The sequence below is a fragment of the Streptomyces sp. SN-593 genome (genome assembly GCF_016756395.1).
GTDB lineage: Bacteria > Actinomycetota > Actinomycetes > Streptomycetales > Streptomycetaceae > Actinacidiphila > Actinacidiphila reveromycinica.
This window is the reverse complement of sequence record NZ_AP018365.1, coordinates 551,184-573,281: the sequence shown is the minus strand read 5'-3', so window position 1 is coordinate 573,281 and position 22,098 is coordinate 551,184. Positions and strand designations below refer to the sequence as shown.

Sequence of the window (22,098 nt, the reverse complement as noted above, 5' to 3'; positions counted from 1 at the left end):
GGGCCGGTCCGCCGCTCGGTGCGGCCGCTGCCTCACGGTCGGCGGGGTGGCCTGCCTCTGCCGGCGCGGCGCCGTACGCGGTCGCTCCGGCCGGCTGCGGTCCGGCGGGGGGAGCCGGGCTCGTGCCCGGGACGTCCCGCTCGGCCGGGACGCGCCCGTCCTCGCGCGCGGGACCCCTGCCGTCCGCGGGGGTGCCCTCGTACGGCCCCGCGGCTTCCGGCCGCAGTCCGGCGGCGGGGCGGGCCGGTGCCTCGGGGGCGTCGTACGGGTGCGGGTGGGCGGCCGGACCGGCCGGGTCCGGGGAGGCGGGCCTCATCGGACCTCCGCCAGCGCCGTGAAGGCCGCTTCGTGGGCGCGGCGGCGGGCGGTGTCGAGGTCGAAGACCTCGCGGGTGACCGCGGCCAGCTCCGCCGCGGGCGTGTGCAGGTCGAGTCGGCTGGCGCGGGCCACCTCGTCGCTCCACCCGGCGGGGACCGCACCGGTGCCGCCGAGCGCGCCGGCGATGGCGCCGCTCATCGTGGCGATGGAGTCGCAGTCGCGGCCGTAGTTGACCGAGCCGAGCACGGCCCGCTCGTACCCGCCGCCCGCGACCAGCAGCATGCCGAGCGCCACCGGCAGCTCCTCGATGGCGTGCAGCCGGGAGGGCCGGCGGGCGCCGAGCGAGGGTTCGCGGTAGCGCGGCCCGACCGTGTCGAAGGGCGCGACCGCCTCGCGCAGCGGCACCAGCGCCGCCTCCCAGTCGTCGAGGCCGGCGGCCCGCTCGCACACCGCCTCTATCGCGGCCCGGGTGCCGTCCTTCGCGAGGCCGAGCGCGGCCTCGACCACGGACGCGGCCGTGGCCCCCGGCGTGAACGCCGCGGCGACGGCTGCGGCGAACACGCCGGCGGCCTCCCGCCCGTACGACGACTGGTGGGGCGCGGCCACCTCCAGCGCCTCGGTGTACGCGGCCGCGGGGTTCCCGGCGTTGACCGCGCCCACCGGCGCCATGTACATCGCGGCGCCGCAGTTGACGATGTTGCCGACACCCGCCTCGCGCGGGTCCACGTGGCCGTAGTGCAGCCGGGCCACGATCCACTTCTCGGCGAGGAAGATCCGCTGGAGCGGCAGCGCCTCCGCCTCCATCTCGGGAATCCACCGCGGCGTGCCGATCAGGTCGGGCACGAGGTGGTCGGCCACGCTGTACGCGTCGAGGTGGTCGCGGACCTCGGCGTAGACCCGCACCAGGGCGTGCGTCATGAGGGTGTCGTCGGTGACGTGCCCGTCGCCCTTGTGGTACGGCGCGATGGGTCGCGCGGTGCGCCACTGCTCGTAGAAGGGGCCGACGATGCCCCGGACCCGGCCGCCGTGCCGCTCCGTGATCTGCTCGGGCGTCCAGCCCTCGACCGGGCCGCCGAGGGCGTCGCCGACAGCGGCGCCGACCAGGCAGCCGGTGATGCGGTCCTCAAGCGTGAGTTTCATTGCTTCCGGGTCCTTCCGTGACATCCGTGACAGGGGCGTGGGGCTCGGCGTTCGGTGCGGGTGCGGGTGCGGGTGCGGGTGCGGGTGCGGCGGGGGCCGGGACGGACCCGGACGCCGGCGCCGGTACGGTCGCAGGCGCGCCGAACGCGGCCTGCGGGTCGCCGTACGACGACGGGTTCGGTGCGGTCCGCTCCACCCCGTAGGGGCCCGTCTCCGGTTCGACGCCGGCCAGCCGCCCGGCCAGGTCCACCAGGTCGGTGCCCGCCAGCCGCGGCAGCGCGCAACCCGGCAGGGTCCGGCACGCGTCCCGCCACGAGACGGGCAGCCCGGCGGCGCCGCCGAGCGCGCCGGCCAGCGCGCCGGCCAGCGCGGGCGCGGAGTCCGCCACCCGCGACAGGCAGGCGGTGGCCGGCACCGCCTCGGCCACCGCGCCGTCGGCGGCCAGCACCAGGGCCAGCGCGACCGGCACCGTCTCCGCGGCGGCGATGCCGTAGCTGTAGACGTGGTCCACGATCTGGTGTTCCAGCAGCGGGACCAGGCCGAACGCCCGCGCGTGGCCGTCGGGTTCGGCGGCGCGCGCGGCCCGGGCGAGCGCGACCGCGTGCTCGGCGTTGCGGGAGATCTCCGAGCCGTCCGGCAGCTCGGCCAGCGCGGCCCGCACGCAGTCCTCGGCGGACGCGCCGGCCAGCGCCAGCGCGACCGCGGCTGCCATCGCCCGGGCGCCGTGCACGCCGTCGCCGTCCTGCGTGTAGCGCGCGTCGTACTCCGCCAGGTCGGCGGCCGCGGCCGGGTCGCCGGGGTGCACCACGGCGAGCACGCAGGCGCGTCCGCACGCCGCGTCGTCGAAGAAGTGCGGGTTGTCGTGTCCGGTGGCGGGCGGCCGCAGCCCGGTGGCGAGGTTGCCGAGCCCGGCGCGCACCGAGATGCGGGCGCGCAGCGGGATCACCGCGGACTCCACCTCCGCGGCGCGGGCGGCGGCCGTGGAGATCTCGGCGGCCAGCGACATCCAGGCCAGGTCCACCGCGGCCCGCACCCGGCGGTCGCGGCTGAGGTCGCTGAGGAGCGCGCCGCGCGCGGACAGCACCGACTCGGCGGTGAACGCCGCCCACTCCGCGTCGTCCGAGGGCCCCAGCCGCAGCGGCTCCGGCGGCTGGTTGAGGGCGATCGGCACCGGCAGGGTGGTGGTCGCGTTCTGCTCCGCGAACGTGTCCAGCTCGCGGGTCAGCCGGCGCGTCCACTCCGGCATCCGCGCGGCGCGGTGGCGCGCTGCCGGCCACCCCGCGGCGTCGCCGGCGGCGAGCCCGAGCAGCAGGCCCTCGACCCGCTCCCGCGCCACCCGGTCCCGCGCCTGGCCGCCGTCCTCCGCGTCGTGCCCGTCGCCGACGGGACGGCTTCGTCCGCCGGCCCTCGTCGCGGCGCTCATGACGCGATCCGCTGTGCCGGGCCGGGCAGCGGCTCGCCGGGGGCGAGCAGGTCGGCGATGTCGCGGACGTGGTAGCCGGCCATGGCCGGCAGGCAGCTCCCGGTCACCGGCTTGATCGCGGCCGACCACCGCGCGGGGATCGCCCCGTACCCGCCGAGGGTGCCGGCGAGCGCTCCGGCGACCGCCGCGGTGGTGTCGGCGTCGCGGCCCATGTTGACGGCGGTGAGCACCGAGCGGGTGAACTCGCCGTCGGCCAGCGCGAACGCGCCGAACGCCAGGCCGACCGCCTCGGGCGCGAGGTCGGTCCAGGGGTAGCCGCCGATCACCACGGCCGAGCGCAGCGCGCGCTCGCGGTCGAGCACGCCGAGCGCCGGGTCGAGCCGTACCCGCCGGGCCACGGTCACCGCCCGCCGCAGCGAGCGCGCGGTCCAGGAGTCCTCGGGCACCACCGACAGCGCGGCGGTGATCACCGCGGAGCAGTCGCCGCCGGCCATCGCCGCGGCCACCCCGGCCGCGACCGCCTGGCCGCCGTAGATCCCCTCGCCCTCGTGGCTGACCGTGCCGTCGATCGCGACCAGCCGCGCGGCCTCGGCCGGCCGCCCCGCCGCGAAGACGCCGTACGGTGCCGCGCGCATCGCCAGGCCGTCGCTCCACGCGTGGCGGTGCTGCGCGGTGATCGGCGAGGCCAGGCCGCGGCGCAGGTTCTCCAGGGTGCCGCGCTCGCTGAACCCGGCACCGCGGAACGGCCCCTCGTCGCGGTCGGCGATCCACACGTGCCAGGCCGCCTCGACGTCGCCGGTGGTGAGCGCGGCGCCGTACCGGGCGAGCAGCAGGCCGGACAGGATGGCGTACTCGGTGTCGTCGGTACCGGCCGGGTCCTCGCTGACGAAGTCCTCGATCCGGCCCCAGCGCCGCCGGATCTGGGACGGCTTCATGTTCTCGGCCGGCGCCCCGAGGGCGTCGCCGACGGCCAGCCCGGTGAGCGCGCCGCGCGCGTGGTCACGGGGGCTGCCCGGTACGGGACGGGGGTGGCGGGTGTCGCCGGACGGCGGTGCGGTCGCCGTGCCGGACGGGCCCGCGGTCGGGGGACCGGAGGGGTCGAAGCCGCCGGTGGAGGCGGGAGTTGTGCTCATGCCGTGCCGTTTCCTGGTGAGTCCTGCGTGTGGTGCGTGGCCGTGCGCTGCGGGTGCCGGGGTGCCGGGGTGCCCCGGCGCGGCGGCGGGCGGGCGGCGCGGGGACGGGAGTCGGTGCGGGGGCGACGGGTGGGGTGCGGGGCGCGGAACACGGTGCGGGCTCCTTCGGCGGGGACGGAGGGGAGGAGGGTGCCGGGCGGTGCGGCGCGCCCGTCCCGACGGGCGCGCCGCACCCCGCTCACCCCCGGTACCGCTCGAAGACGCGGTTGCCGTCGCGGACGAGCTTGCCGCGCAGCGAGTCCAGCGATATCGCGCCGCTGTAGTACTGCTGGAGCGCCGGCGTGGCGATCTTGTCGGACCACTCCGGGTAGCCGCGCATGCTCAGCGCGGGCGACGCGGTGAGGTACTTCGACACCGCCATCCCGGTGTCCCACCCGAGCTTCGTCGTGGTCAGCGAGGGGTCGCGCAGCGCGGCGGTGCCCGTGGGCGGCATCCAGTCGCCCTGGGCGAGCCGTACCAGGTGCGGGGTCTGGGTCATGAAGTCGATGAACTCCACCGCCGCCTCCTGGTGCTTGCAGGACTTCGCCACCGAGAGGGTCTGCGGGCTGACGCCCTGGGCCCGCCCGCCGTCGGGCGCGCCCTGGCCGACCGGCAGCGGCAGGGTGACCCAGTCGAAGTGCGCGGGAGCCTGCTGCTGGACCTGCTGCCGGTAGGAGAAGCCCAGCGGCAGCATCGCGTAGCGCCCGGCGAAGAACCCGGGCAGCAGGTCGCCGCCGCCGAGCGCCAGCGCGCTGGAGGGCGCGGAGCGGTCGGTCCCCACCTGCCGGCGGACCAGCTCGGCGAACGCCGAGTCGGCGCTGCCGAAGCGCACCTCGGTACGGTCGCCGCCCGCGTCCTTGTAGAGGATGCGGCCCCCGTCGGTCAGCGCCAGGTTCAGCGTCAGGCTGACCGGCGAGCTCATCGGCCAGGCCGTGCCGTAGCGGTCGGCGGAGCCGCCGCCGTGGTGGGACAGCTCCCGGCAGATGTCCTCGAACTCCTGCCAGGTCCACGGGTGCGCGGCGTCCGGCAGCCGGACGCCGGCCCCGGCCAGCAGCGTGCGGTTGGCCAGGAGGACCTTCGGCTCCTGGAGGAACGGCACCCCGTACAGCGCGCCGTCGAACCGCGCGGTGTCCCAGGTGCTCTGCGGGATGCGGCTCTTCAGGGCCGCCGGCAGCAGCCCGGTGAGGTCGGCGAGGTAGCCGCCGGAGCCGAAGTCGGTCAGGTCGACGCCCTCGTCATGGATGATGTCGGGGGCCGCGCCGCCCTCGAAGGACGTCAGCAACTGGTCGTGGACGTCGTCCCAGCTCCCCTGCACGTAGCGGACCTGCACCTCGGGGTGCCGCGCGTTCCACTGCGCGACCAGGTCCTTGTTGGCCTTGACGGACTCCGTCTGCCAGGCCAGCGACAGGAAGTCCAGCCGGGGCGCGCCGCCGCCGGCGGAGGACCCGCAGGCCGACAGCAGCGAGCCGGATCCGGCCGCCGCGGCGGCCGCGGCGGCGCCGGTCAGGAGGGTGCGTCGGCGCATCAGCCCTTCACCGCCCCGGTCATCATGCCGCCGACCAGGCGCTTTTGCAGCAGCGCGAAGAACAGCAGGCTGGGCAGTGTGGCGAGCACCGACGCGGCGGCGAGCGGACCGAGGTCCGCGGCGCCCTCGGCGCCCAGGAAGTGGGTCAGGATCACGGACATCGTCTGCTTCTCCGGGGACTTGAGCAGGACCAGGCCGAAGAAGAACTCGTTCCACGCGGTGACGAAGGAGAACATCAGCGTGGCCACCAGGCCGGGGGTGAGCAGCGGCAGCACCACGCTGCGCAGCGCCCGGGCCCGGCTGCACCCGTCGATCGCGGCGGCCTCCTCCAGCGAGACCGGCACCGCCCGGACGTAGCCCTGGAGCATCCACAGCGCGAACGGCAGCGTCCACACCACGTAGACCAGGCCGAGGCCGAGCCGGGAGTCGATCAGGTGCAGGTTCTTCAGGACCATGAACAGCGGGATGATGACGAGCACCAGAGGGAACATCTGGCTGACCAGGATCCAGCCGGTGCCGGCCCGGCTGACGACCGAGCGGAACCGCACCATCGCGTACGCGGCGGGCACCGCGACCGCCACCGACACGACGGCGGAGATCCCGGCGATCAGCAGGCTGTTGAGCGCGGAGTGCAGCAGCGGCTGCTCGTCGAAGGCGGTCCGGAAGTTGTCGAGCGTGGGGTGCCGGGGCAGCCACGTCGGGTGCACCGAGCCCAGCTCCTGCGGGGACTTGAACGCCGTCGAGACCAGCCACAGCAGCGGGAAGGCCAGGAAGACCAGGTAGCACAGCAGCGCGAGGTACTGCCCCGCGCGGCCCGCCCTGCGGCGGGCGGTGCGCCGCCCCGCGCCCGGCGAGCCGTCCGGTGCGGGGGCCCGCGGGGGCGCCGGGGGAGCGGGTACGGCGGCCGGGCCGGCCGCGTCGGTCGCGCTCATGACTCGTCCTCCTTCAGGCGGTTGCGCAGGAACACGGCCAGCAGCACGGCGATCACCGCGACCATCACCAGGCCCATGGCGGCGGCGTAGCCGAACTGGCCGTAGCGGAACGCCTCGTCGTAGGCGAAGAGCATCGGCAGCTCGGTCTTGCCGCCGGGCCCGCCGCTGGTCAGCACGTAGACCAGGCCGAAGGAGTTGAAGTTCCAGATGAAGTTCAGCGCGGTGATCGACAGGACCACCGGCCGGAGGGTCGGCCAGGTCACCGTGGTGAACCGGCGCCACAGTCCGGCGCCGTCCAGGCTGGCGGCCTCGTGCAGTTCCAGGGGGACGTTCTGGAGGCCCGCCAGCAGCACCACGGTGGTCTGCGGCATGCCCGCCCACACGCCCACCACGACCACCGCGGGCAGCGCCAGCGACAGGCTGGACAGCCAGTCCGTGGTGCCGTCGGTCAGGTGCAGGTGGTGCAGGGTGTTGTTGAGGATGCCCGCGTCGGGGTTGTAGACCAGCCGCCACATGATGCCGACCACCACCTCGGGCATCGCCCACGGCACCAGGGCCAGGGTGCGGGCCAGCCAGCGCAGCCGCAGGTTCTGGTTGAGCAGCAGCGCCAGCCCCAGCGACATCAGGAACTGCAGCACGGTGACGCACACCGCCCACAGCAGGCCGATCCGGAAGGACTGCCAGAAGAGCGAGTCGAGCCGCAGCTCCTTGAAGTTGTCGACGCCGGTGAACGCCGTGGAGCTGGTGACGCCGGACTGGGCGTCGGTGAAGGCGAGCGAGATCCCGTACAGCAGCGGGCCCACGCTCAGCACCAGCACCGGGATCAGCGCCGGCAGCAGGAGGAACCAGGCGTCCCGGTCCAGGCCGAGCACCCGGCGCCGCGCGGCGGTGGACCGCGGCGGCGCGCTGCCCGCCCCCCGCCTGGGGCCGCGGCGCGGCCGCAGCACCGCACCGGCGCTCACGACGCGCGCTCCGGCGCGACGGTGGAACCGCGGACGACCAGGCGGGGCGCGACGGTCTCGCACCGCACGCCGTGGTCCCCGCCGTCCAGCCGGGCCAGCAGCATCTCGACGGCGAGCCGGCCGCGCTCGGCCGAGCCGAGGTCCACGCTGGTCAGCGCGGGGTGCCCGGCGCGGGCCAGTTCGCTGTCGTCCATGCCGGCCACCGCCAGCTCCTCGGGTATCCGCAGGCCCCGGTCGAGCGCGGCGTGCACCGCGCCCAGCGCGAGCTGGTCGTTGGCGCAGAAGACGCTGTCGATGGCGGGGTCGGCGTCCAGCAGGCGGTGGGTGGCGGCGGCGCCGGCGGCTATGCCGAACTCGGTGGTCACGGTGAGCGCCGGGTCGTGGGGGAGCCCGGCCTCCTCCAGCGCGGTGCGGTAGCCGAGGCTGCGGTTGCGGCCCGGGACGGTGTCGTCGGGGCCGTTGACGAACGCGATCCGCCGCCGGCCGCCGGCCAGCAGGTGCCGCATCGCGAGCACGGCGCCGGACACCGAGTCCGCCCGCACGCTGTCCACCGGTGCGCCGTCGGGCAGCGACCCGATGACGACCACCGGCCGTGCCGCGTCGGACAGCACCTTCAGGTGCTCGCCGGTGACGCGGATCGGGACCAGGATCAGGCCGTCGCTGGTCCGGTCGGCCAGGCTGCGCACCACGTCCAGCTCGTCCGCGGCGACCGCGTCGGTGGAGTGCAGCAGCAGCCGGTAGCCCGAGGGCTTCGCAATTGCCTGTATCTGGCGGACCATCGAGACGTACACCGGGTTGCCGACGTCGGGCATGGCGAAGGTGAGCTGCCGGGTGCGGCCGCCTTTGAGCGACCGGGCCACGCCGTTGGGGACGTATCCCAGCTCCGCGGCGGCCTGCTGGACCCGCCGGACCGTGTTGGGGCGGGCGCCGTGGCCGTTCAGCACCCTCGACACCGACGCGATCGAGACCCCCGCCCTCGCGGCGATGGTCTCGACGGTCGGCGGTCCGGCCGAAGTCGTCATGCTCGGTCCTTTCGCTGGGCCTGCGGTCGGGCCGAGCCTGGCGGCAACTGAACTGTAAACGTTTACAGTTCGCGCCCGGTGGGCCGCTTCCGGGGAAGTGGGTTTCCGCCATGTTGCGCGGGTGTTTCACCGGTCGTCAATGAGCTGTGGGCTGAATCACACGCATGAGGGAGGCCCCAGTCATCCTCCCGACGGACCGTCATCTCGCGCCGCGCCGCGCCGCGCTCCCGCGAGCCCGGGCCCGCCGTGCACGGGTGGGCGGGCTCCGGCCGTGCCCGCGGGCCCGGCTGTCGGTGGGTGCTGGGAGGCTGCCGGTATGAGCCCCTGGAACCTGCGCGACCTCGACCACGCCCTGCGCGCGAGCTGGGCCGCGGACACCTGCTCGCCCGACGACCGGGCCGACTGGCGGCCCGACAACCCCGCATGGGGCCACTGCGACATCACCGCGCTGGTCGTCCACGACGTGTTCGGCGGCCTGCTGCTGGTCGGCGAGGTGCACCTCGACGGGGTCCAGCGCGGTCACCACTGGTGGAACCGGCTGTGCAGCGGGGTCGAACTCGACCTGACCCGCGAGCAGTTCCGGCGCGGCCAGACCGTCGGGGCGCCCCGCGCCCTGGAGCGCCCGCCCGGCCCGCTGCCCCGCCGCTGGGAGGACTACCTCCTCCTGCGCTCCCGCGTCGCCGCGCACCTGGACCCGCTGCCCGGCCCGAGCTGAACCCCGCCCCGCGCCGGACCCGCGCCCGGGACACCCGCACTCCGAGGCGCCACACCCGGGCGGGTCGGCGGGGCGGCGATCGGGGCGCCGGACGGGGCGCCTGGCGAGGCGGTCCGCGAGCGCGCCGCAACGCCCACCCGCGCCCCGCGTGCCAGGGGCGGGTCACATCCCCCGTATGGCGCAATTCGGGCAGGTGGTCCAGGCTGGTAGTAAGCCCTGGCGCCGGCGTGGCAGGTCCGGGCGGGAACCGCGCACGCGGTGTCCTCCCGCCGCCACGCGCCCGTCGCGGCCGGAGGGAGGACAGCATGTACGACACCGACCCCGTGACGCGGCCCGACCCGCGGGTCATCGCCCGCCGTGTGGCCGAGCGCCGGCTCGAACTCGGGCTGAGCGAAGGCGCCCTGGCCACCCAGGCGGGCATGGCACCGCGGTACCTCCAGCACCTGCTCGGCGCGGGGGTGGACTTCGACCCGGGCGGATTCGTCCGGATCGCGGCCGCGCTCCAGCTCTCCTACGACGACCTGCTCGAAGGCCGCACCGGCGTGCCACCCGGGCAGGGCGGACCGGCCGAGCACCCCGCGCTGCTCCACCTCACCGAGCACGAGTGCTGGGACCGGCTCGGCAGCCGCGGCGTGGGCCGCGTCGCGCTGCCGATCGAGCCGAGCCCCGGCGTCTTCCCGGTGAACTACGCGATCGACGTGCACGCCTCGGACCCGCCGTCCATCGTCTACCGGACGGCACCGGACAGCGTGGCCGCGCCCGCCGCGGGCTCCGCCGTCTCCTTCGAGGTGGACCGGGTGGACGACCTGGTCAGCCAGGGCTGGAGCGTCCTGGTCACCGGCACGGCCGAGCACGTCGACGATCCGGTCGTCGCCCGCCGCCTCAGCGAGCGCCACGCGGTGGAGCCCTGGTCCGGGGGCGACCTGCCGCTGTGGGTGCGCATCCGCCCCGGCCGGGTCAGCGGGCGGCGGATCGGCGTGCAGTGAGCCGCGGGACACCGGCTCCCGCCGGGTAGGCGCCCCGGCGGAAGAGCCCGGGCCCTCACCGGGCAGGAGTCCCGGCGGAGGGACGGCCGTACCGAAGGAGGCGACACCATGCGCCGTACGGTCGCCGTCGGAGTCGACGGCTCCCCCGAGAGCCTGGCCGCGGCGGACTGGGCCGCACGCGAGGCCGTACGGCGGCAGGTGCCGCTGCGGGTGGTGAACGCCGCCGCGCCGCCGCCCGGCCTGGCCGCCCCCGCCGACCCGCACCCCGCCCCGGAGAACGCCGACTGGTCGCCCTACGCCGTGGCCGACGACCTGAGGCGCGCGCACCCCGCCGCGGAGATCGCGGTCGACCAGGTGGCCGGGCAGGCGCTGCCGGTGCTGTTCGCCGCCGCGGAGGACGCGGCGCTGCTCGTGCTGGGCTCGCGCGGGGTGGGCGCGGCGGCCGGCTTCCTGCTCGGGTCGGTCGCGCTCACCGTCGCCGGGCAGGCGCCCGTGCCGGTGGTGCTGGTGCGGACCGCGCGCACCTCGGAGGCCCGCGGCGGCGGCGACGTCGTGCTCGGGCTGGACCTGGCCCGGCCGAGCGACCGGGTGCTGCGTTTCGCGTTCGACGCCGCGGCCCGGCGCACCGGCACCCTCCGCGTCGTGCACGGCTGGAACGCGCCGCTGCCGTACGGCCGGGGCGGTCCGGGCCGCGGCCCGGACGCGGACGCCGCGCTGCGCTCCCGGGAGACCGGCGCGCTCGCGGCCGCGCTGGCGCCGTGGCGCGAGCAGTACCCGCGGGTGCGGATCGCCGGCGAGAGCGTGACCGGCGACGCGGACCGCGAGCTGGTGACGGCGTCGGCGGACGCGGGCCTGCTCGTCATCGGACGCCGCCCGCCCGGCACCCGGCTGTCGGCCCACCTCGGCTCGACGTCCCACGCGGTGCTGCACCGCGCCGTGGTCCCGGTCGCGGTGGTCCCGCACGCCTGAACGCGGCGGCCGTGCGCGCGGGCCCGCCGGGTACCGTCCGCCCGGCGATCAGCCCCGGCCCGCCAGCAGGTGCGGGGCGCGCTCCCTGACGGCCGCGAGGAGCTGTCCGCGTGACGGGTTGACCATCGCGTGGCCGGCGACCGTGACCGTCGGCACCGTCTCGTTGCCGTCCGCGACCGACCGGACGAACGCCGCGGCGTCCGGGTCGCGCCAGATGTTCACCGTCCGGTACCGCAGTCTCGTGAACCGCAGTTGCGTCAGCAGCTTCATGCAGTAGACGCAGGTGGGCTGGTGGTACACGACGACGCCGTCCTGGGGATGCTCGGCCATCCCGGCAGCCTACCCACCCCGCTCCCGGGCGGAACGGCGTGAGGGAGGCCGGAACGGAGCGGTGCGGACCGGGACCAGGAGCCCGGAGCGGGACAGCGCCGCCGCTACTCCTACGTAACGTCACAACTGCGTCACTCCGCCGATGACCGGCCAAGCGGACTGGCACGCTCATCCCTCCGCAACCGAACCAGGGGGGACGAACATGCGCACCCGCACCCGTGACACCCGATCCGACGGCGCCGCGCGCGAGGGCAGACGCGCCGCGGTCCGTGCCGCCGCGGCCGCCGCCGCGGTGGCCGCCTGCCTGCTCGCGGCGGCCTGCGGCCCGGCCGCCTCCGGGACGGGGAACCCGGCGCCGCCCAGCACCACCGCGTCCGCCACGACCGCGTCCCCCACGCCCTCGGCGGGCTCGCCGACGCCCACCGCGCCGGCCACCACCCCGCCGACCACCCCGCCGACCACGCCGGCCACGACCAGCGCCGCGCCCGTCGTCACGGACACCCCCGCCGTCATCCACCGCCCCGCGGCGGCCCCCACGACCCACCGGCCGTCGGCCGCGCCGACCACGCACCGCGCCACGTCGTCGGGGTCCGGCTCGGGCGCGACCCACCACACGGAGGCACCGGTCGCGCCCGGTGGCGGGGCGACCGCGAAGTGCAACGACGGCACGTACTCCTACAGCCAGCACCACCAGGGGACCTGCTCCCACCACGGCGGGGTCGCCGTCTTCTACAACTAGCCCGGTCCACCCGCGGCCCGCGGCCCGTACCCGCGACCCGTACCCGCGGCCCGCGGCCGGCCGGCCCGTACCCGCGGCCTGTAACCGCGGACCGGGGCCGGGGAGGGCGAAGGGCGGCGGACCTGGTGGGGTCCGCCGCCCTTCGGGAAAGCGGGGTGGCGCGGGTGTCCGGTGGCACCGGTCGGCGCGGCGTCGTCAGTACGCGGAGTTGACGTTGTCCATGGAGCCGTACTTGTGGAACGCGTAGTTGCAGGCCGCGGTGATGTTGGCGACCGGGTTGTAGATGTTCCAGGACGTGCCGGACACGTGGAAGGCGTCGAAGGTCGGGTTGATCACCTGGAGCAGGCCCTTCGAGGGGATGCCGTTGCGGGCGTTGACGTCCCACAGGTTGATCGCCTTCGGGTTGCCGCTCGACTCGCGGATGATGTTGCGGTGGATGCCCGCGTACGAGCCGGGGATGCCCTTCTTGTGCATGATGTCGAGCGACTGGCGTATCCAGCCGTCGAGGTTGTTGGCGTAGGTCTTCGCGGCGGGCTTGGCCTTGGCCTTCGCCTTGGTCGCGCTGCGCTTCGCGGCGCGCGAGGCGGCGGCCTTCTTGGCGGCTGCCTTCTTCGCCGCGGCCTTCTCCTGCGCCGCCTTCTTCGCGGCCGCCTCGTGGGCGGCGGCCTTCTTGGCGGCGGCCTCGTGCGCGGCGTCGGCCACGCGCGTCTTGGCCGCGGCGGCCAGGTCGACCTTCTGCTGCTTCGCGTGCTGTGCGGCCGTCAGCGACACGAGGCTGGACTGGACGCTGATCGGCTTGACCGGCTGACCGGCGGAGACGCTGAACCCGGTGGTGGCGTCGCTCGCCGCGGTCGCCGATCCGGCTCCTGCGGTCGCTTCCACGCCCACGACCGCGAGCAGGACCGCGGCTGCGGCGGTGGTGCCGGCAGCGGTGATCTTGTGCTTCTTCGACAGCCGGTTGAACGAGGAGACGCCGGGGAGCTTCTTGGAGACCGTGGGGAACTGCATTGCGGGTTTACCTCTTCCGTTGGGGACCTGTGAATTGTTAGAGGTCGCGGATTCAACGGTCAAAGGTCGCTTCTACGGACAAATCCGTAGGAGAAATGGGTACGAAACGGACAGTCTCCACATGGCCGCTCCGACACGGCGCCGCCCGGCCCCCCGGGCGTACTAAGGCGCTTAGTTTGTGACGTGGGCGATATCGAGGGGATCACACAGGGGCCGCTCAGCCATCACCGGACGTACCCGGGTATGCGCACCGGGTGCCGAATTCGGGCTCTTCTCCGGGAGTCGCGGACGTGCGCTCTCCCCGGCCGGGAACCGGGCCGGCGACCGCCCGACCGCCCGACCGCCCGACCGCCCGACCGACCGCCCGGGCGGCAAGGCGGCAGCGCGGCAGGGCGACGGCTCGCCGGATTCCGGGCGGCCGCCGGTCAGTGCCCGAGGGCGGCGAGCGCGGCGGAGGCGGCGTCCGCGACGAGGGTGTCCGCTGAGACGGCGCCGGGGGTCCCGCGGTCGGTGAGCACGCTGACCACGACGGGCGCGCCGTGCGGCGGCCAGACGACCGCGATGTCGTTGCGGGTGCCGTAGCCGCCGCTGCCGGTCTTGTCGGCGACCTTCCACCCCGGGGGCACCGCGGCCCGCACGTAGGGGCCGCCGGTGGTGTTGCGCGCCATCAGGTCGGTGAGCAGCGCACGGCGCCCGGCCGTCAGGGTGCCGCCGAGCAGGAGCGCGCGCAGGTCGGTGCCGAGCGCGCGGGCGGTGCTGGTGTCGCGGGTGTCCCCGGGGACGGCGTCGTTGAGCGCGGGTTCGGCGCGGTCGGTGTCGGTGACCGCGTCGCCCATGCCGCGGACCGCCCGCTGCAACCCGCCCGGACCGCCGAGCCGGTCGAGCATCAGGTTCTCGGCCGTGTTGTCGCTGTACCGCAGCGCGGCCGAGATCACGGCCCGCAGCGTCATGCCGTCGCCCGAGCCCCGGCCGGCGTGCCGGGAGGTGATCGGCGAGTACGCCACCAGGTCGGAGGCGGGGTAGGTGAGGACGCGGTCGAGGTCGGCGTCGCTGTCGCGTTCCAGGAGCGCCGCGGCGGCGAGCACCTTCACCGTCGAGCAGTGCGCGAGTCTCCGGTCCGCCTGGTAGGCGACGCTCCGGCCCGAGCCTGTGTCCAGCGCGTACACCCCGAGGCGCGCGTGGTGGCTCCGCTCCAGCGCGGCGAACGCCGAGGCCGCCGCGGTGCCCGCGCGGGAGGCGGCGGTCCGCGCGGGTGCGACGTGCGCGCCCCGCGGCGTCGCACCGCCGCACCCGGCGAGCAGGGCGGCGAGCGAGGCCGTCGCGGCGAGCACCGCCACCGCCCGCCGGGTCCGGTGATCCGTCGCACGCATGCGCACCACTGTGGGCGCCCCGCCCTGCCCGGTCAAAGACCCCGCGCCCGGTGTCTCGGCCGTCGCGGCCGACCCGTGCCCGCCGCCCCCGCCCCTTCCTCCGCCCGCCCCATCCCTTCCTCCGCCCCGCCCCATGTTATCGATGCCACGGCTCCGGCGCCGACGCTTCACCCCGTAAACAGGTGCGCCACGGCCGCAATCCGGCAGTTCGTGGGGAGTTTTTCCGCCGCGACCGGAGCATCCGGGAGATCGTCGCACGGAGGCTCTGGTGTTATCGATGCCAAATGGCTAGGGTTCCGGGCAACCTCCTACCCGCCCGCCGTCCGTCGCGCGGACGGGCCCGACCGTCGGCACCTCCCGAGACGAAGGACTGGCATGCCACACGCTCGAAGAAGACTGGCCGTCGCGCTGCTCGCCGCGGCCATGGCCACGGTCGGCGCCGGAGCCGGCGCGTCCGCCGCCTCTCCGTCCCCGGCGGCCGGGGCGACCGCGAACACCGCCGCGAACACGACCGCGGACATGACCGGTTTCACGGTCTCCGTGGGCACGACGGGCACCTACGCCCACCCCACCGACACCCCGGCCGGCTCGTACATCGACAAGGACGGCACCTACTACTTCCAGCAGTCCGACGGGGAGTACGGGCCGACCGGGCCCCGCTACTGGGACTTCTTCACCGGCACCGACCTGGAGACCGCGACCCGGTCCGCGGCGATCAGCGACGCGGTGGACCCGGCCAACCCCCAGGACCGCAACGACGACACGACCTGGCGCTGCGACAACAGCCCGACCGGCAAGGACGCCACGAACGCGCCGGCCGGCTCCGGCTACACCCAGCGCAACTTCTGCGACCTGGTGGGCACCTGGGTGGACCCCGACACCGGCGACTGGTACGGGCTGGTGCACAACGAGTTCAGCCCGCAGCCCTTCGGCGACGGCATCCACTACGACGCCATCGACTACGCCGAGTCGACCGACCAGGGCCGCACCTGGACCATCAAGGGCCACGCCCTGACCTCGCCCTACAGCACCCTGCGCGGGGACACCACGGCCTTCCCGCAGCAGACCTACTCCTACGGCGACGGCGACCAGCGGCTGTTCGTGGACACCGCCTCGGGGTACTTCTACGTCTACTACGGCTCGCGCGCGGTGGACAAGAACGGCGGCTGGAAGGCGTTCTACGAGCACGTGGCCCGCGCCCCGATCTCGGCGAAGATGGCGCCGGACTCCTGGCAGAAGTGGTACGACGGCTCCTGGTCCCAGCCCGGCACCGGCGGCAAGGAGAGCACCATCGTGCCGGTGACCTCGGCCGGCGGCACCGGCTACACGGCCCCCGCCGACGAGTACGACCCGCACAACGCCGGAACCGTCGACCAGCAGGTCGCCGCCGGCACGGCCCCGCCCACCTCGCCGCTGTTCGCGATGGACATCTCCTACGACGCCTACCTCGGCCTCTACATCGGCGAGCCGCAGGCGGTCGACCAGAGCGGGAACGCGCCCCAGCAGTTCTACGCCACCGCCGACCTCGCCACCCAGAAGTGGACGCTCATCGGCGACACCGGCGGCTACACGACCGCGTCGTGGTACCGCTGGCTGCTGGACAGCGCGAACCTGACCAGTTCGACCGTGGTCGGCAGGACCTTCCGCGCCTACTGCTCCATCGCCTGCGCGGACGGCTCCGACGGGCAGTACGCGAACGTCACGATCGACCCGTCGGGTGCCGGCGCCCCGGCTCTCGCCGCGAAGGCGGCCTACACGATCGCCGGCGGCGCCGGACGGGTGCTCACCGCCCGCGGCGGGCAGGCGGCCGCGGCGCGTCCGGCCGGCCGATCGGCCGCGCAGGAGTGGACGTTCACCGCGAACGGCGACGGTTCCTACCGGATCACCAACGCCGCCACCGGCCGGGCGCTGGGCGTGCCGGCCACCTCCACGGCCGGCCGCGCGTGGGGGACACGGCCGGTCCTCACCCCGCTCGGCGCCGGCGGACCGACCGTCGGGCAGCAGTGGTTCGTCCTCCCCGACACCACCCCCGGCGGCGCGCGGACCGGAACCTTCCGGCTGGTCAACCGCTACAGCGGGTTGGTGCTCGGGCTGTCCGCCGACTCCCGGCAGGGCGCCGAGACCACTCCGGCGCGCAGTTGGACCGACCGCAGCGGCAGCGCGGTCGGCGGGCACCGGACCGCCGCGGAGCAGACCCTGACGCTGACCGCGGTGCACTGAGCGGCGGACGGCCCCGCGCACCCCGGGCGGGCGGCGACGCGCGGTCGCGCCGCCGCCCGCCCCCTCGTGCCGTCGGCCGTCAGGAGCAGGTGACCTGGGCGTCCGCCCAGTCCGCGTGGTCGCTGTCGTTGCCGTCGCCGCCGTCGGTGACGACCAACTGCACCCGCTGGGCGCCGGCGACGTCGGCGGTCAGCGGCTTCGGCCCGTCGGCGTTCGTGAGCACCCCGCTGTCGGCGACCTGCGTGCCGTCGGCGGTCACCTCGAACTCCACGGTGCCCTTGCCGTCCTTCTCGTCGTCCACGCCGACGGTCGCGGTGAGCGTGGAGCAGCCGCCGCCGAGGTAGTAGGTGACGGTGCTCGGCGCGTTGGTGCCCAGGCCCTTGGCGAAGACGGTGCCGCCGATGGTGATCGGGTGGCCGTCGCCGGCCGCGGTCTCACCGTTGCTCTCGTCCTTCTCGACCGGGCCCCATCCGTTGGTGGCGCCGACCCAGTCCAGGTCGCTGAGGTAGCTGGTGCCGGACGGCGGCGGCACCTCGACGGTGACGCTGCCCGCCAGGGGCACGCTGACCTGCTTCCGGCCGAGGGGCGGATCGTAGGCGACGGTCCCGGACAGGCTGTACGTGCCCGGCGCGGTGCCGGCGGGCACCGTGACGGTCCACGGCGTGCTGAACGTACGGCCCTTGGGGAGCAGCAGGCCGCGGGTGGCGCCGGCGGCCTTCACCGTCCAGCCGGTGGGCGCGTCGAGGCTGACGCCGATCCCGGTGGCGGGCAGCGCGCCGAGGTTGGTGGCATAGGTGTCAACGGTCGCGCTGTGGCCGGGTTCGACGTGGTCGGGGGCGTGGGAGACGCCGGTGTCGAGCAGCGCCGGGTCGAGCAGCGCGGCCGCGCCGCCCGCCGCGCTCGCGCCGACCCGCAGTAGCACGGTGCCGTGCGCGGGCACCGTGGCGGACAGCGTCCCGGCGCTGTCGTGGTCGGTGTGGCTCCACAGGTCGCGCACCGCGTAGCTGGCGCGCTTCGGCAGGCCCGCGGCCGCGGCGGTGGTGGCGATGTGCTGGGCGGTGTCGGCGGAGTTGAACAGCGCCACGGCCCGGTCGCCGTTCGCGAGCTTCTTGCTCAGGACGTACGTGCCGGCGCCGCTGTCGGAGGAGACGACGGTGGCGGCGGAGCCCAACGGGTCCTGGTCGAGGGCGATGACGTCCTTGTTGCCCAGGATCGCCAGCGTCTGCGGGGTGGCCTTGCGCAGGTCGGTGCCGATCAGCAGCGGCGCGTCCATGATCGACCAGAGCGAGAAGTGGCTGCGGTACTCCGTGTCGGTCATGCCGCCGTTGCCGACCTCCAGCATGTCCGGGTCGTTCCAGTGCCCCGGACCGGAGTCGGCGGCCAGCGGCATGTTCGCCTTGGCGATGCCCAGCATGCTCGACCAGGAGTCGTTGATGTCGTCCGTGGTGCGCCAGGAGTTGCCGATGTCGCCGGCCCACTCCCACGGGTCGTTGACGCCCCACTCGCACAGCGAGAAGACGATCGGGCGGCCGGTGGCCCGGAGCGCGTCGCGCATCGCGGTGTAGCGCCGCGTGTAGTCGGCCTGGCTGCCGTCGCTCTGGTTGTTGCAGTTGTCGTACTTCAGGTAGTCCACGCCCCAGTCCGCGAACGACTGCGCGTCGGTGGTCTCGTGGCCGAGGCTGCCGGGGTACCCGGCGCAGGTGGCGGTGCCCGCGTCCTCGTAGATGCCGAGCTTGAGGCCCTTGGCGTGCACGTAGTCGGCGGTGCCCTTGATCCCGTCGGGGAACTTCGCCGGGTCCGGGACGAGGCGCCCGTCGGCGTCGCGGGTGTGCGTCATCCAGCAGTCGTCGATGTTGACGTAGGTGTACCCGTCGGCCTTCAGCCCGGAGGAGACCAGGTAGTCGGCGGTCTGCTCGATGAGCTGCTCGCTGACGTCGCAGCCGAACGCGTTCCAGTCGTTGAAGCCCATCGGCGGGGTCAGCGCCAGGCCGTTGTCGAGGGCCGCGGCGGGCGCCGCGGAGACGGCCACCTGCGCGGTGACGGCCACGGCGCCGAGGCCGCCGGCCCACAGGACGCCGGCGGTCGCACAGGCGATCAGCCTGCGGACGGATCTTGGCATGGAGGTTCCTCTGCTCGCGATTCTCGGAGAACCGAACGGAACAGGACCGACCGTCCCGGGGCGGCCCTGCGGGCGCGAACGCGTCGATCGTCCGGCTGATGGCGGCTCTTTCGCAGACAATTCAACGTAAGGCAACAGAGTCGAGCATTTTCTTTCGCGGCCACACCGTAGGAGTCATGACGTGACTTTGACAAGAGTCGTGCATCATTCCGAGCAGGAGAAAGACGGGCCCGGGAGCTTCCCGGGCCCGTCAGGGGTACGTCTGGGGTGTCGCTGGGGGGTGCGCGTCGGGCCGGCCGGGTCGGGCCGACGGTGTCAGGAGCGGGCCGCGACGGACAGGAGGACGTCCACCAGGCGGTCGGCCGCGTCGGGGCGGCCGTGCGCACGGGCGCGCTCGGCCATCGCGGCCCGCCGGGCCGGGTCGGTCAGCAGCGGGCCCGCCGCGGCCACCAGCCGGTCGGCGGTCACCTCGCCGATGAGCGCGACGGCGGCGCCGGACTCCTCCAGGTGCCGCGCGTTGTGCGCCTGCTCGTTGCCCGCGGAGGTGGCCAGCGGGATGAAGACGGCCGGCTTGCCGAGGGCGGTCAGCTCCGCCAGGGTGCCGGCGCCGCTGCGCGAGACCACCAGGTCGGCCAGCGCCAGGACGTCCGGGAGTTCGGGGCCGACGAAGCCCGTCAGGTGGTAGCGGGCGGCCAGCCCCGGGTGCAGGGAGGCCACGTGGCGGCGCAGCGGCTCCACGTTGGCGGGTCCGCACTGGTGGATGACGTTGGCCCGCTCCAGCAGCCACGGCAGCGCGTCGCGCACCACGTCGTTGATCTGCTGCGAGCCCTGCGCGCCACCGGTGACGTACACCGTGGGCAGGCCGCGCTCGAAGCCGTACAGGTTCAGCGCGTCGACCGCCTTGTCCGGGTGGCCGCTGAGGACCTCGGGGCGGATCGGGTTGCCGGTCACCACCGCGAGGGGGCGCAACTGCTCGGGCAGCAGGGCGAGCGAGGAGTCGGAGGACAGCGCGATACGGGCCGCGGAGCCGGCGAGCTTGCGGTTGGCCAGCCCCAGCCGCACCGTCTGCTCGTGCAGCACCAGCGGGCGCTTGCACATGCGGGCGGCCAGACCGGCGGGCACCGCGACGTAGCCGCCGGTGGCGAGCACCACGTCGGGGCGGAACCCGGAGACGATCCTGCGCGCCTGCGCGACGCCGAGCGGCACCCGGGCCATGTCCCGCACGTTGGCCGGCGAGGCCATCTTCAGCGGGTTGCTGGAGCGGCGGATCTTGCCGGTGACGACCGTGTCGAACGCGATGCCCTCGGCCGGGGCGACCCGCGCCTCCAGCCCCTCCTCGGTGCCGATCCACAGCACGTCGAGCGCGCCGCCGCCGGCCGCCAGCCGGGCCTGGAGGGTACGGATCGCGGTGAGCGCGGGATACGTGTGTCCGCCGGTGCCGCCTCCGGTGACGATCAGTCGGAAGGAGGTCGGGACGGGCGGGATGGCAGAGGGAGTGTTCACGCGCGCACCCTACCGACTCCGAGGACCGGTCGGTCGCCACGGGTGCGGGCGGCCCGCTCGCCGCAGGGCGGCACTACCCTGCTCGCATGGACGCGACGCTGACGCTCAACTACCCGGCCCCGATACCCGCCGGGCACGAGATCGAGGTGACCGAGTTCGCCGACACCCGGCCGGAGAAGAAGCGCACAAGCTGGCATCCGGGGTGGGACCAGCCCTTCCGGCACCCGTCCGTCCTCGACGTCACCGCCAACATCCGCTACATGAACCACATGCACGTCCACCGCGGTGACAACGGCGGCAACAGCTACGCCCCGAACGACTACCCGCTCCGGCCGCGCGCCGACCTCCCGGTCCAGCGGGTGTACCGGGCCCGGGTGAAGGCGTGCGCGCTGGTGATGGTGGAAGGGCTCGACGGCCAGCACACCAAGCTCGTCGTCGAGGTGCTCGGTCCGGCGCCCGCCGACGCCGGACCGCAGGACCGCCGCCCGTCCTGACGCCCCGCCCGTCCTGACGCCCCCGCCCGGCCATCGGAACGGCCGCCGCGGGGCAGGGTCAGCTGTCGGTGTCGGTGTCGGTGTCGGTGTCGCTGTCGGCGTGGGTGGCGGTGCCGGTCTCGGTCTCGGTGTCCGCGCCGCTGTCGGCGTCCGACGGTGCCCGCCGGTCGCGGCCGTCGAAGACCGCCAGCAGCCGGTCCGCGGCCGCGGCCGCGGTCACCTTCCCCGCCCGGACCTCCTCCTCCAGCCCCGGGGCCGCCGCCCGGACCCCCGGGTGGCCGCGCAGCCGGCCCAGCAACTCGTCCTCGACCATCGCCCACGCCCAGGCCACCTGCTGGCCCCGGCGCTTGGCGTCCAGCCGGCCGTCGGCCGCCAGCACCGCGCGGTGCTGCTCCAGCCGCTCCCACACGGTGTCCAGACCGCTCGACTCGCGGGCGCTGCAACTGAGCACCGGCGGCGTCCAGGAGGCGTCCGCGGGGTGCATCAGGCGCAGCGCGCCGGCCAGTTCGCGGGCGGCGCCGCGCGCGTCGCGCTCGTGCGGCCCGTCCGCCTTGTTGACCGCGATCACGTCGGCCAGCTCCAGCACGCCCTTCTTGATGCCCTGGAGCTGGTCGCCGGTGCGGGCGAGGGTGAGCAGCAGGAAGGAGTCCACCATGCCCGCCACGGCCGTCTCGGACTGGCCGACCCCGACCGTCTCGACCAGCACCACGTCGTATCCGGCGGCCTCCATCACCACCATGGACTCCCGGGTGGCCTTCGCCACGCCGCCCAGCGTGCCCGCGCTGGGCGAGGGCCGGACGAAGGCCGCCGGATCCACTGCGAGCCGCTCCATCCGGGTCTTGTCACCGAGGATCGAGCCGCCGGTCCTGGTCGACGACGGGTCCACCGCCAGCACCGCGACCTTGTGCCCCATGCCGGTGAGCATCGTGCCGAAGGCGTCGATGAAGGTGGACTTGCCGACGCCCGGCACCCCGCTCACGCCGATCCGCCGGGCGCCCCCGCTGTGCGGCAGCAGCTCCGTCAGCAGCCGCTGCGCCAGCGCCCGGTGCTCGGCGCGCGTGGACTCCACCAGCGTGATCGCCCGTGCGACGAACGCCCGCCTGCCCTCCAGCACGCCCTTCACGTAACCGTCGACGTCCCTGAGCATGCCG

19 protein-coding genes are annotated in these 22,098 nt (G+C 75.0%); 6 read left to right on the top strand and 13 right to left on the bottom strand.

Translation table 11 applies throughout. From position 1 onward, the window contains the following. Positions 1 to 312 precede the first annotated feature (312 nt). From RVR_RS02435 to RVR_RS02405, 7 genes are all read right to left on the bottom strand, one after another. On the bottom strand, positions 313 to 1,458 hold the full coding sequence (locus RVR_RS02435) for an ADP-ribosylglycohydrolase family protein (protein WP_237404523.1): 1,146 nt from the start codon (positions 1,456 to 1,458) through the stop codon (positions 313 to 315). After that, positions 1,442 to 2,881: an ADP-ribosylglycohydrolase family protein gene (locus RVR_RS02430; protein ID WP_202232201.1), complete on the bottom strand. Its 1,440-nt coding sequence runs from the start codon at positions 2,879 to 2,881 to the stop codon at positions 1,442 to 1,444. Before RVR_RS02430 ends, RVR_RS02435 begins: the two co-directional genes overlap by 17 nt. Next, entirely contained in the window at positions 2,878 to 4,014 is a 1,137-nt protein-coding gene (locus RVR_RS02425; protein ID WP_202232200.1) for an ADP-ribosylglycohydrolase family protein, read from the bottom strand. The genes RVR_RS02430 and RVR_RS02425 overlap by 4 nt, the downstream gene beginning before the upstream one ends. 238 nt (positions 4,015 to 4,252) lie before the next feature. After that, positions 4,253 to 5,578, bottom strand: a complete 1,326-nt coding sequence (locus RVR_RS02420; protein ID WP_202232199.1) for an ABC transporter substrate-binding protein — start codon at positions 5,576 to 5,578, stop codon at positions 4,253 to 4,255. After that, positions 5,578 to 6,510: a carbohydrate ABC transporter permease gene (locus RVR_RS02415; protein WP_202232198.1), complete on the bottom strand. Its 933-nt coding sequence runs from the start codon at positions 6,508 to 6,510 to the stop codon at positions 5,578 to 5,580. Before RVR_RS02415 ends, RVR_RS02420 begins: the two co-directional genes overlap by 1 nt. Beyond that, positions 6,507 to 7,472 carry a carbohydrate ABC transporter permease gene (locus tag RVR_RS02410; RefSeq protein WP_237404522.1) on the bottom strand — a complete coding sequence of 322 codons (966 nt, stop codon included), beginning with the start codon at positions 7,470 to 7,472 and terminating at the stop codon, positions 6,507 to 6,509. Before RVR_RS02410 ends, RVR_RS02415 begins: the two co-directional genes overlap by 4 nt. Next, complete coding sequence (locus RVR_RS02405; RefSeq protein ID WP_202232197.1) at positions 7,469 to 8,494, bottom strand: LacI family DNA-binding transcriptional regulator; 1,026 nt, start codon at positions 8,492 to 8,494, stop codon at positions 7,469 to 7,471. Before RVR_RS02405 ends, RVR_RS02410 begins: the two co-directional genes overlap by 4 nt. Positions 8,495 to 8,810: 316 nt before the next feature. Between RVR_RS02405 and RVR_RS02400 the strand changes: the two genes are divergently transcribed. From RVR_RS02400 to RVR_RS02390, 3 genes are all read left to right on the top strand, one after another. After that, positions 8,811 to 9,209: a YunG family protein gene (locus tag RVR_RS02400; protein ID WP_202232196.1), complete on the top strand. Its 399-nt coding sequence runs from the start codon at positions 8,811 to 8,813 to the stop codon at positions 9,207 to 9,209. A 305-nt stretch (positions 9,210 to 9,514) separates the two neighbouring features. Then, complete coding sequence (locus RVR_RS02395) at positions 9,515 to 10,195, top strand: helix-turn-helix domain-containing protein (protein ID WP_202232195.1); 681 nt, start codon at positions 9,515 to 9,517, stop codon at positions 10,193 to 10,195. A gap of 108 nt (positions 10,196 to 10,303) precedes the next feature. Further along, entirely contained in the window at positions 10,304 to 11,164 is an 861-nt protein-coding gene (locus RVR_RS02390; protein ID WP_202232194.1) for a universal stress protein, read from the top strand. A gap of 48 nt (positions 11,165 to 11,212) precedes the next feature. On the opposite strand, the gene RVR_RS02385 is transcribed toward RVR_RS02390, so the two are convergent. After that, positions 11,213 to 11,494, bottom strand: coding sequence for a glutaredoxin domain-containing protein (locus tag RVR_RS02385; RefSeq protein ID WP_202232193.1), 282 nt, complete (start codon positions 11,492 to 11,494; stop codon positions 11,213 to 11,215). A gap of 202 nt (positions 11,495 to 11,696) precedes the next feature. On the opposite strand from RVR_RS02385, the gene RVR_RS37275 reads away from it, so the two are divergent. After that, the gene (locus RVR_RS37275) at positions 11,697 to 12,233 is read left to right on the top strand and encodes a DUF3761 domain-containing protein (RefSeq protein ID WP_237404521.1); all 537 of its coding nucleotides are present in this window, start codon (positions 11,697 to 11,699) and stop codon (positions 12,231 to 12,233) included. Positions 12,234 to 12,428: 195 nt separating this feature from the next. Here the strand turns inward: RVR_RS37275 and RVR_RS02375 are convergent, their stop codons facing one another. Together RVR_RS02375 and bla are read right to left on the bottom strand one after the other, a co-directional pair. Next, the gene (locus tag RVR_RS02375) at positions 12,429 to 13,241 is read right to left on the bottom strand and encodes a transglycosylase SLT domain-containing protein (RefSeq protein ID WP_202232192.1); all 813 of its coding nucleotides are present in this window, start codon (positions 13,239 to 13,241) and stop codon (positions 12,429 to 12,431) included. 425 nt (positions 13,242 to 13,666) lie between these two features. Continuing rightward, positions 13,667 to 14,611, bottom strand: coding sequence for a class A beta-lactamase (gene bla / locus RVR_RS02370; protein WP_202232191.1), 945 nt, complete (start codon positions 14,609 to 14,611; stop codon positions 13,667 to 13,669). Positions 14,612 to 14,986: 375 nt separating this feature from the next. Here bla and RVR_RS02365 point away from each other — a divergent pair, with 375 nt between their 5' ends. After that, positions 14,987 to 16,831 carry an RICIN domain-containing protein gene (locus RVR_RS02365; RefSeq protein WP_202232190.1) on the top strand — a complete coding sequence of 615 codons (1,845 nt, stop codon included), beginning with the start codon at positions 14,987 to 14,989 and terminating at the stop codon, positions 16,829 to 16,831. 79 nt (positions 16,832 to 16,910) lie between these two features. Here RVR_RS02365 and RVR_RS02360 read toward each other — a convergent pair whose 3' ends face one another. Continuing rightward, a complete protein-coding gene (locus tag RVR_RS02360; RefSeq protein WP_202232189.1) occupies positions 16,911 to 18,950 on the bottom strand; it encodes an NPCBM/NEW2 domain-containing protein in 2,040 nt (679 codons plus the stop codon). A gap of 315 nt (positions 18,951 to 19,265) precedes the next feature. Beyond that, positions 19,266 to 20,453 carry a UDP-N-acetylglucosamine--N-acetylmuramyl-(pentapeptide) pyrophosphoryl-undecaprenol N-acetylglucosamine transferase gene (locus RVR_RS02355; RefSeq protein WP_237404520.1) on the bottom strand — a complete coding sequence of 396 codons (1,188 nt, stop codon included), beginning with the start codon at positions 20,451 to 20,453 and terminating at the stop codon, positions 19,266 to 19,268. 86 nt (positions 20,454 to 20,539) lie between these two features. Between RVR_RS02355 and RVR_RS02350 the strand changes: the two genes are divergently transcribed. Then, a complete protein-coding gene (locus RVR_RS02350; protein WP_202232188.1) occupies positions 20,540 to 20,947 on the top strand; it encodes a hypothetical protein in 408 nt (135 codons plus the stop codon). A gap of 58 nt (positions 20,948 to 21,005) precedes the next feature. On the opposite strand, the gene meaB is transcribed toward RVR_RS02350, so the two are convergent. Continuing rightward, a complete protein-coding gene (gene meaB, locus RVR_RS02345) occupies positions 21,006 to 22,094 on the bottom strand; it encodes a methylmalonyl Co-A mutase-associated GTPase MeaB (protein WP_202232187.1) in 1,089 nt (362 codons plus the stop codon). Positions 22,095 to 22,098 lie beyond the last annotated feature (4 nt).